The organism is Saccharothrix hoggarensis (assembly GCF_042678885.1).
Classification (GTDB): Bacteria; Actinomycetota; Actinomycetes; order Mycobacteriales; family Pseudonocardiaceae; genus Actinosynnema; species Actinosynnema hoggarensis.
This window is the reverse complement of sequence record NZ_JBHTLK010000279.1, coordinates 1-8,216: the sequence shown is the minus strand read 5'-3', so window position 1 is coordinate 8,216 and position 8,216 is coordinate 1. Positions and strand designations below refer to the sequence as shown.

The 8,216-nt window shown below is 73.6% G+C and carries 9 protein-coding genes; 4 read left to right on the top strand and 5 right to left on the bottom strand.

Annotated elements, in window-relative coordinates; translation table 11 throughout:
- Positions 1 to 245: 245 nt before the first annotated feature.
- The gene (locus ACFQ3T_RS32110) at positions 246 to 608 is read left to right on the top strand and encodes a VOC family protein (RefSeq protein ID WP_380729132.1); all 363 of its coding nucleotides are present in this window, start codon (positions 246 to 248) and stop codon (positions 606 to 608) included.
- Between the two features lie 9 nt (positions 609 to 617).
- Here ACFQ3T_RS32110 and ACFQ3T_RS32105 read toward each other — a convergent pair whose 3' ends face one another.
- Positions 618 to 926, bottom strand: a complete 309-nt coding sequence (locus ACFQ3T_RS32105; protein ID WP_380729130.1) for an ArsR/SmtB family transcription factor — start codon at positions 924 to 926, stop codon at positions 618 to 620.
- 86 nt (positions 927 to 1,012) lie between these two features.
- Here ACFQ3T_RS32105 and ACFQ3T_RS32100 point away from each other — a divergent pair, with 86 nt between their 5' ends.
- Entirely contained in the window at positions 1,013 to 2,167 is a 1,155-nt protein-coding gene (locus ACFQ3T_RS32100) for a site-specific integrase (protein ID WP_380729128.1), read from the top strand.
- Positions 2,168 to 2,527: 360 nt separating this feature from the next.
- Here ACFQ3T_RS32100 and ACFQ3T_RS32095 read toward each other — a convergent pair whose 3' ends face one another.
- The 3 genes from ACFQ3T_RS32095 to ACFQ3T_RS32085 are packed head-to-tail and all read right to left on the bottom strand — an operon-like array spanning position 2,528 to position 5,164.
- On the bottom strand, positions 2,528 to 3,283 hold the full coding sequence (locus ACFQ3T_RS32095; protein WP_380729126.1) for a histidine phosphatase family protein: 756 nt from the start codon (positions 3,281 to 3,283) through the stop codon (positions 2,528 to 2,530).
- Between the two features lie 10 nt (positions 3,284 to 3,293).
- Positions 3,294 to 4,118 carry an undecaprenyl-diphosphate phosphatase gene (locus ACFQ3T_RS32090; protein WP_380729124.1) on the bottom strand — a complete coding sequence of 275 codons (825 nt, stop codon included), beginning with the start codon at positions 4,116 to 4,118 and terminating at the stop codon, positions 3,294 to 3,296.
- A complete protein-coding gene (locus ACFQ3T_RS32085; RefSeq protein ID WP_380729122.1) occupies positions 4,115 to 5,164 on the bottom strand; it encodes an LLM class F420-dependent oxidoreductase in 1,050 nt (349 codons plus the stop codon). Before ACFQ3T_RS32085 ends, ACFQ3T_RS32090 begins: the two co-directional genes overlap by 4 nt.
- Positions 5,165 to 5,302: 138 nt before the next feature.
- Between ACFQ3T_RS32085 and ACFQ3T_RS32080 the strand changes: the two genes are divergently transcribed.
- Together ACFQ3T_RS32080 and ACFQ3T_RS32075 are read left to right on the top strand one after the other, a co-directional pair.
- Positions 5,303 to 6,268, top strand: coding sequence for an aldo/keto reductase (locus ACFQ3T_RS32080; protein WP_380729119.1), 966 nt, complete (start codon positions 5,303 to 5,305; stop codon positions 6,266 to 6,268).
- A gap of 172 nt (positions 6,269 to 6,440) precedes the next feature.
- A complete protein-coding gene (locus ACFQ3T_RS32075; RefSeq protein ID WP_380729117.1) occupies positions 6,441 to 7,217 on the top strand; it encodes a carbonic anhydrase in 777 nt (258 codons plus the stop codon).
- A gap of 4 nt (positions 7,218 to 7,221) precedes the next feature.
- On the opposite strand, the gene ACFQ3T_RS32070 is transcribed toward ACFQ3T_RS32075, so the two are convergent.
- Positions 7,222 to 8,216: M48 family metalloprotease (locus tag ACFQ3T_RS32070; protein WP_380729115.1), on the bottom strand; the 995-nt coding region annotated here is incomplete at its 5' end.

Below are 8,216 nucleotides of genomic sequence, written 5' to 3'. Positions count from 1 at the left end.
GGCCGCCGCGGGCCGGGGCGCCCGCCGGCTGCTGCTCACCCACATCGGCCACACCCTCACCACCGCCGAGGCCACCACCCGCGCCGGGGCGCCCGTCGCGCGGCCGGGCGACACCGTCGTCATCACCTGACCCCGCCGACGCCACCCCGCGGGCCGGGACCACCGGGACACCGGCCACCCGAACGGTCCACAGGAGCGCGTCATGATCTGCGAACGCCACCCGGCGGGGTGAAAATCGACCGGTGATGAAGCTGACCGCGACCGTCCTCGACGCGCCGGACGCCCAGGCCCTCGCCCGCTTCTACCGCGACCTGCTCGGCTGGCGGCTCGGCGACGACGAGCCCGGCTGGGCCACGCTCGTGCCGCCCGACGGCGGCGCGGGCCTGTCGTTCCAGACCGAGGACCGCTACCGCAGGCCCACCTGGCCCGCCCACGACGGCGACCAGCAGATGATGTGCCACCTGGACGTCGAGGTGGACGACCTGGCGACCGCGGGCGCACACGCGGAGTCGGTCGGGGCGACGCTCGCCGAGTTCCAGCCGCAGGACGACGTCCGCGTCTACCTGGACCCGGTGGGCCACCCGTTCTGCCTGTTCGTCCGGACGTGACGCGCCCGGTCAGGGCGGCCCGATGGCGCGGGTGATGGAGTCGAGCACGCCGGGGAACCGGAGTTCCATCTCGTCGCGCCGCAGTTCGTGCGTGCGGTAGCTGCCCTTCGGCGTCACGCGCAGCACGCCCGCCTCGCGCAGGACCTTCAGGTGGTGCGACAACGTGGACATGCTGACGGGCACGTCGAACTGCCCGCAGTGGATGCCACCCGATCGTGCGAGTTCGGCGACGATCCGCAGTCTGACGGGGTCCGCGAGCGCGCTCAGGACCGCGGAGAGTTCCAGCTCTCCCACGTCCGGGTGTTGTAGGGCGCGCACGGTTTCGCATAGTAGCGGCCCCGGTCAAGACGTCCTTTAGTCCACACTGAAGTTATTTAACCTGCAGAAAATGTTAGGGTGACGACGTGACCCTGCCCGAGCCGGTGCGTGCGGAGCTGGGCCGCGTCACGCACACCGCCCTGGTCGACTTCGCCGCCCTGGACCAGGTGCGCCGCCGGTTCGACGACGAGCAGGCCGCCGCCCTCTCCACCTACCTGCGGGCGGCCCAGTCGCCCAACACGCTGCGGGCCTACCGCTCCGACTGGGTGGGCTGGGCGGCGTGGTGCGAGGCGGAGGGCCGGGTGGCGCTGCCCGCGGACCCGGTGGACGTCGCCGTGTACCTGGCGGTGGCGGCGGACACGACGAAGGCCGACGGCTCCCCCGCGTTCGGCCCGTCGACCCTGGAGCGCAAGGCCGCCGCGATCGCCGCCGTGCACGCCGCGGGCGGGCTGCCCTCCCCCACCCGCTCGGACGTGGTGCGGCTGACGTTGCGCGGCATCCGCCGCACCCGGCAGGCCGAGCCGAAGCGCAAGCGCCCGGTGCTGCTCAACACGCTGGAGGCGTTGCTCGCGGAACGGCCGCCGCCCGGCTGGCCCACCGGGGTGGCGCGCCGCCGTGACGCCTTGCTGCTGCTCGTGGGGTTCGCGGGCGCGTTGCGGCGCAGCGAGCTGGCCGCGGTGGCGCTGGAGGACGTGACCGTGGACGTCGACCCGCGCACGCACGAGCCGCTGCTGCTGGTCTCGCTGGGCGTGACGAAGACCGACCAGACCGGCGCGCACCGCCAGCGGGTGGTGCTGCCCCGCGGCGCGCGGCGGCCGACGTGCCCGGTGTGCGCGTTCGCGGACTGGGTGGACGTGCTGACCGCGCCGGACCCGCGCGCGCTGCTGGAGGACGAGGGCGACACGGCGTCGACCCACCGCTGCCACGACTACCGGCCGGGCGCCCTGCGCGGCCCGCTGTTCCCGTCGGTGAGCCGGCACGGCCGGTTGGGCGGCAGGTCGATGTCGGACCGGGCGGTGTCGGACCTGGTGAAGCGCTACGCGCTGCGGGCGGGGCTGGACCCGGCGTTGTTCGGCGGGCACTCGCTGCGGGCGGGGTTCGCGACGCAGGCGGCGCTGGGCGGCGCGAGCGACCGCGAGATCATGCGGCAGGGCCGGTGGACCAACCCGCGGACGGTGCACCGCTACATCCGGACGGCGAACCCCTTGGAGGACAACGCTGTCACCCGCCTCGGACTGTGATCAAGAGCGCACGGTGGGTTGTTAACTTCTAACACGTGCGCTACTTCCGGCCGGAGCCGAACGGGCTAGCGGGTTGGCGCGTCCGCCCGCTTGCCACCGTGTGTTTCCGCCGTGTTTCCACATAGGTTGAGCTGCGGTTATAGCCGGTTTTCGGTGCCAGACCGGCGATTCGGCCCTTGCGGGCCCTGCGGGGCCGTCCGCGGCCCACCCCGTAGGAGGCCATTTACCTGCGCATTAACCGCAATACGATCAGTCCCACGCGGCCGCCCGCCCCGGCCAAGCGCACCGTGGCCCCCGGACTACCCTGCACTGTCCGGGGGCCACCCGCTGCGGATCGCGGGTCTCCCCCGCCGGCCGGCGTCAGGCGTCGGAGCCCTCGGAGGTCTCGCCACTCACGGCGGCCGTCCCGGTGGTCGTCCCCGCCGTGTCCGTGCCGCCGGTGGTGCCGCCCACGACGGCGTCGGACGACGGCGCCGCCTCGGGGTGCGGGACGACGCCGGACAGGTCGCCGCCGTTGTCGTTGACGCGCAGCACGAACGGCCGCGTCTCGGTGTACTGGACGACGGACACCGACGCCGGGTCGACCACGATCCGCTGGAACCCGTCGAGGTGCACGCCGAGCGCGTCGGCCAGCAGCGCCTTGATGACGTCACCGTGGCTGCACAGGAGCCACACGGCGCGGGGGCCGTGCTCGGCGGTGATGCGCGCGTCGTGCGCCCGGACGGCGGCCACGGCGCGGGCCTGGACGGTCGCGAGGCCCTCTCCGTCGGGGAACACCGCTGCGGACGGGTGCTGCTGCACGACCTTCCACAGCGGTTCCTCGAGGAGGTCCTTGATGGCGCGGCCGGTCCACTGGCCGTAGTCGACCTCGGCGAGGTCGGGTTCCACGACCGGGTCGAGGCCGCGTTCGGCGAGCAGCGGCGCGAGGGTCTGCCGGCAGCGTTCCAGCGGTGAGGTCACCACGGCGCTCACGGGCACGCCGGCGAGCCGGTTGACGAGCGCCTCGGCCTGGTCCTCGCCCCGGTCGGAGAGCCGCACGCCGGGTTGGCGGCCCGCGAGGACGCCCGATCCGTTGGCGGTGGACCGGGCGTGTCGCAGCAAGATCACGGTAGCCACGGGGCCAACCCTATGTCGGGTTGAGCAGTCCCATCGACAGCAGCCCCATCAGGACGATGCCGAGCAGCAGCCGGTACCACACGAACGCCGAGTAGCTGTGCTTGGAGACGTACCGCAGCAGCCACGCGATGGTGGCGTAGCCGACGGCGAACGCGACGATCGTGGCGACGATCATCTGCGGCACGGACGCGGAGTTCGGCGCGGACCGGTCGAGGACGTCGGGGATGCTGAAGATCCCGGCGCCGAACACGGCGGGCAGGGCGAGCAGGAACGAGTAGCGGGCGGCGGCCGCCCGGTCCAGGCCGAGGAACAGGCCCGCCGTGAGGGTGCCGCCGGAGCGGGACACGCCGGGGATCAGCGCGAGGGCCTGGGCGAGGCCCATGCCGACGGCGTCGGTGAGCTTCAGCCGGGACCGCAGGTGCTGGGCGAAGTGGTCGGCGACGCCGAGCAGGATGCCGAACACCACGAGCACGGTGGCGGTGATCCACAGGTTCCGGAACGACGACCGGATCTCGTCCTTGAACAGGTAGCCGAGCACGCTGATCGGGATGGACCCGATGATCACGTACCAGGCCATCCGGTAGTCCTCGGTCTGCCGCGCGGCCTTGCTGAACAGCCCGCGGAACCAGGCCGCGATGAAGTTGCCGATGTCCTTGGCGAAGTAGATCAGCACCGCGACCTCGGTGCCCAACTGGATCACGGCGGTGAACGACGCGCCCGCGTCGTTGCCGAAGAACAGTGTGGAGACGATCCTGACGTGCGCCGACGAGGAAATGGGCAGGAATTCCGTCAGTCCTTGGACCAGTCCGAGGACAAGGGCCTGCAACCAGCTCAACTACCCACTCCTGCCAGATCCAGAGCTTCGGTCGCCGTGCGCAGCGCGGCGATCCCCTGCTCGAGATCTTGCAGCATGGGCGAAAGGGTGAGAGTGGTGACCCCCGCTTCGGCGTAGGCGCGCATCCGTTCGGCGATGCGCTCCTTGGGCCCGAGCAGGGAGGTGGCGTCGAGGAACTCCACGGGCAGCGCGGCCATGGCGCCCTCGTAGTCCCGGGCGAGGTACTTGTCCTGCACCTCGGCGGCCTCGGCGGCGAAGCCCATGCGGACGGCGTTGTCGTTGTAGAAGTTCTTCTGGCGGCTGCCCATGCCGCCGACGTACAGGGCGGAGTAGGGGCGCACGACGTCGGCGCACGCGCGCCAGTCGTCGCCGACGACCAGCGGCACGGTGGCGGCGATGTCGAACCCGTCGAGCGTCCGGCCGGCCTTGGCGCGCCCGGCCTTCAGGGACGCGAGGACGTCGGCGGAGTGCTCGGGCGACAGGAACAGGGCGAGCCACCCGTCCGCGATCTCGCCGGCCAGCTCGACGTTCTTCGGGCCGACGGCGGCGAGGTAGACGGGGATGTGCTCGCGCACCGGGTGCACGGTGAGCGTGAGGGCCTTGCCGGGGCCGTCGGGCAGCGGCAGCGTGTAGTGCTCGCCCTCGTAGCGCAGCCGATCGCGGCGCAGGGCGGAGCGGACGATGTCGACGTACTCGCGGGTGCGGCCCAGCGGCTTGTCGAACCGGACGCCGTGCCAGCCCTCCGACACCTGGGGACCGGACACGCCGAGGCCGAGCCGGAACCGGCCGCCGGACAGCGAGTCGAGGGTCGCGGCGGTCATCGCGGTCATCGCCGGCGTCCGCGCGGGGATCTGCAGGATCGCGCTGCCGACGTCGACGCGTTCGGTCTGCGCGGCCACCCACGCCAGGACCGTGGGGGCGTCGGAGCCGTAGGCCTCGGCGGCCCACACCACCGAGTAGCCCAGTCGGTCGGCTTCCCTGGCCAGTTCGAGGTTCGCGGCGTCGTTGCCCGCGCCCCAGTACCCGAGGTTCAGTCCCAGTCGCACACCCCGGACCGTACCGGTCGGTAACCTGGTGTGCCAGGGCGGCCCGCGGCCGATCGGCCCCGATCGGGGCGAGATTCGCGCTTGACAGGCGCGTGCCACGACCCGCCGGTATCTCGATCACCCCTTAGGCTCCCCCGCGTGGAACAGCGATACCTCGGCCGCAGCGGACTGCGGGTCTCCCGGATGGGCCTGGGCACGATGACCTGGGGCCGGGACACCGACGCGGACGAGGCGGCCACGCAGCTGCTGGCGTTCACCGAGGCGGGCGGCACGCTGGTGGACACCGCCGACGTGTACGTCGAGGGCGAGAGCGAGCGCATCCTGGGCGGCCTGCTGGGCGAGGTGGTGCCGCGCGACGAGCTGGTCATCGCGACGAAGGCGGTGGCGCGGCGCAACGACGGCCCGTTCGGCGGCGGCGCGTCGCGGGGCGCGCTGCTGCACGCGCTGGACGGGTCGCTGCGCCGCCTGGGCGTGGAGCACATCGACCTGTGGCAGCTGCACGCGTGGGACGGCAACGTGCCGCTGGAGGAGACGCTGTCGGCGCTGGACACGGCGGTGGCGTCGGGCCGGGTCCGGTACGCGGGGGTGTCGAACTACTCGGGCTGGCAGCTGGGGACGGCGGCGGCGCTGCCGGGCCACACGCCGCTGGTGTCGACGCAGGTGGAGTACTCGCTGTTGGAGCGGGGCGTGGAGCGCGAGGTGGTGCCCGCCGCGGAGCACCACGGGATCGGGTTGCTGCCGTGGGCGCCGCTGGGCCGCGGCGTGCTGACGGGCAAGTACCGCAACGGCACCCCGTCGGACTCGCGGGGCGCGTCGGCGCACTTCGCCGGGTACGTGGAGCAGCACCGCACGGAACGGGCGGCGCGGATCGTCCAGGCGGTGGCGACGGCGGCGGACGGGCTGGGCACGAACGCGCTGTGCGTGGCGCTGGCGTGGGTGCGTGACCGGCCGGGCGTGGTCGCGCCGGTGGTGGGCGCGCGGGACACGGCGCAGCTGCTGGGGTCGTTGGCGGCGGAGGAGCTGACGCTGCCGCCGGCGATCCGGGCGGCGTTGGACGACGTGAGCGCGGTCGAGTTCGGCTACCCGGAACGGCCGATGGGCTGACCACCGCCGCGCCGGCCCCCGGTGCCGGGTGTCGGATGTCCGAAAAGGACCCATTGCGGCGGGATGGGCGGGGTTGGGCGCACCTGGGCGGAATGTTGCTTTGCGTGACTGGATCTGTGAGTTCCGTGACCCCGCGTCACCTGGCGGGCCGAGCCGGGGCTACGTTCCGGTGGTGCGTGAATCAAGCGGTGAGCCGGCCGCGGTGACGCGGCGTCGGCTGTTCGGCATCACGGCGGGCACGGCGGCGAGCCTGGTGGCCGCCGACGCGCCCGCGCCGGCCCTGGCGGGCAGCCCGACCGTTGCGGGCACCCCGGCCGTGACGAGTGCGGGTGCGTCGGCGCGGGAGGTGACGTCGCTGGACGCGGAGGGCGCGTGGCGCAGGCTCGCGGGCGGCAACCACCGGTTCGTCACCGGTCACCAGACCCACCCGCACGAGTCGCTGCGGTGGCGGGAGTCGCTGGTCGAGGGCCAGCACCCGTTCGCGGTGGTGCTGGGCTGCGCGGACTCGCGGGTGCCGCCGGAGCTCGTGTTCGACCACGGTCTGGGCGACCTGTTCACGATCCGCTCGGCGGGCGAGGTGCTGGACAACAGCGTGCTGGGCAGCGTCGAGTACGCGGTGGAGCACCTGGGCGTGCCGCTGGTGGTGGTGCTCGGGCACGCGAAGTGCGGCGCGGTGTCGGCGACGATCGACGTGGTGCGCGGCCGCGGCCAGGTGTCGGGTGACGTGAGCGTGCTGGTCCGCTCGATCGAGCCGGCCGTGCTGGCGACGCCGCCGGACGGGGACGAGGCGCGGTTCCTGGCGGCGGCGGTGGACAACCAGGCGAAGCGGGTGGCGTCGCTGATGCTGGAGCGGTCGGTGACGATCCGGACGGCGGTGGCGCACCACGGGGTGAAGGTGGTGGCGGCGAGCTACCAGCTCGACACGGGCGCCGTGACCCGCCTGACGTAGGTCGTCACCCGATCAGGTCCGCGACCTGCCGGAACCAGTGACGCACTCCCCCGAGCCGGTCCTCCAGCCAGGTGGCGACGTCGGCGGCGAGGTCCAGCGCCCGCGGGGTGCGGACGCGGCCGGAGAGGTGCTCGACCAGGGACTGGACGCGCCGCACGGCCGGCGGGTGGTTGCCCGCGAACGGCACGGCGAGGCCGAGCTCGTCGGCGAGCCGGTCGGTGACCTCGTGCAGGAACAGCACCAGCAGCACCGCGGCGACCAGGCACGGTTCGTGGACGTCGAGCCCGCGGGGGCCGAAGTCGTCGAGGGTGTGGAACAGGAGGTCGGCGGCGAGGCGGTCGGCGTCGTGCTCGCGGGGCCAGCCGACGGACAGGGCGTCCAGCGGGCCGACGGGCGTGTCGGGGTCGGTGACGCGGCGGGCGTGGACCAGGTGCCCGGCCAGGACGTGCGCGACCTCGTGGGCGAGCACGAACTGGGTGGCGCGGCGGGCCATGAGCGCGGCGAGGGCGAGCCGTTGCCCGGTCGGCTCGGGCAGGGGCCGGGCGCGGACGGCGCCGTTGCCGTACAGGTGGGCGTTGACGGCCTCGGCCAGCGCGTAGGTCGCCTGGTCCTCGGTGAGCAGCGGCGGGGTGCCGTAGGCGGGCGACGTCGCGGTCATGATCGTCAGCACGGCGTCGAGCAGGTCGAGCGCGGACGTGTCGACCAGCACGAGGACGCCGTGGCCGGGCACCGGGACGCTGAGCGCGTCCAGGGTGCCGGTGGGGAACACGCCGGCCAGGACGGGTGTGGTGAGGGGCGTGCCCGCGGCGTGGGCGAGGTGCAGCACCTCGGGTTGCAGGGCGTCGAGGGTGCGCTGCCGGTCGAGCAGGTGGGCCTGCCGGTAGGGGGCGGGCCGCAGCCGCACCTCCGCCAGGCGGGCGAGGCGGCCGGGCAGCGGCTCGGACGCCACGCGCGTCCACGTGTGGTACCGCCCGCCGCCGGTCGGGTCGCCACCGCCCG

Bases quoted from the DNA above. Each gene is read 5' to 3' on its own strand.
- ACFQ3T_RS32110 (WP_380729132.1), top strand. From the start codon at position 246: ATGAAGCTGACCGCGACCGTCCTCGACGCGCCGGACGCCCAGGCCCTC.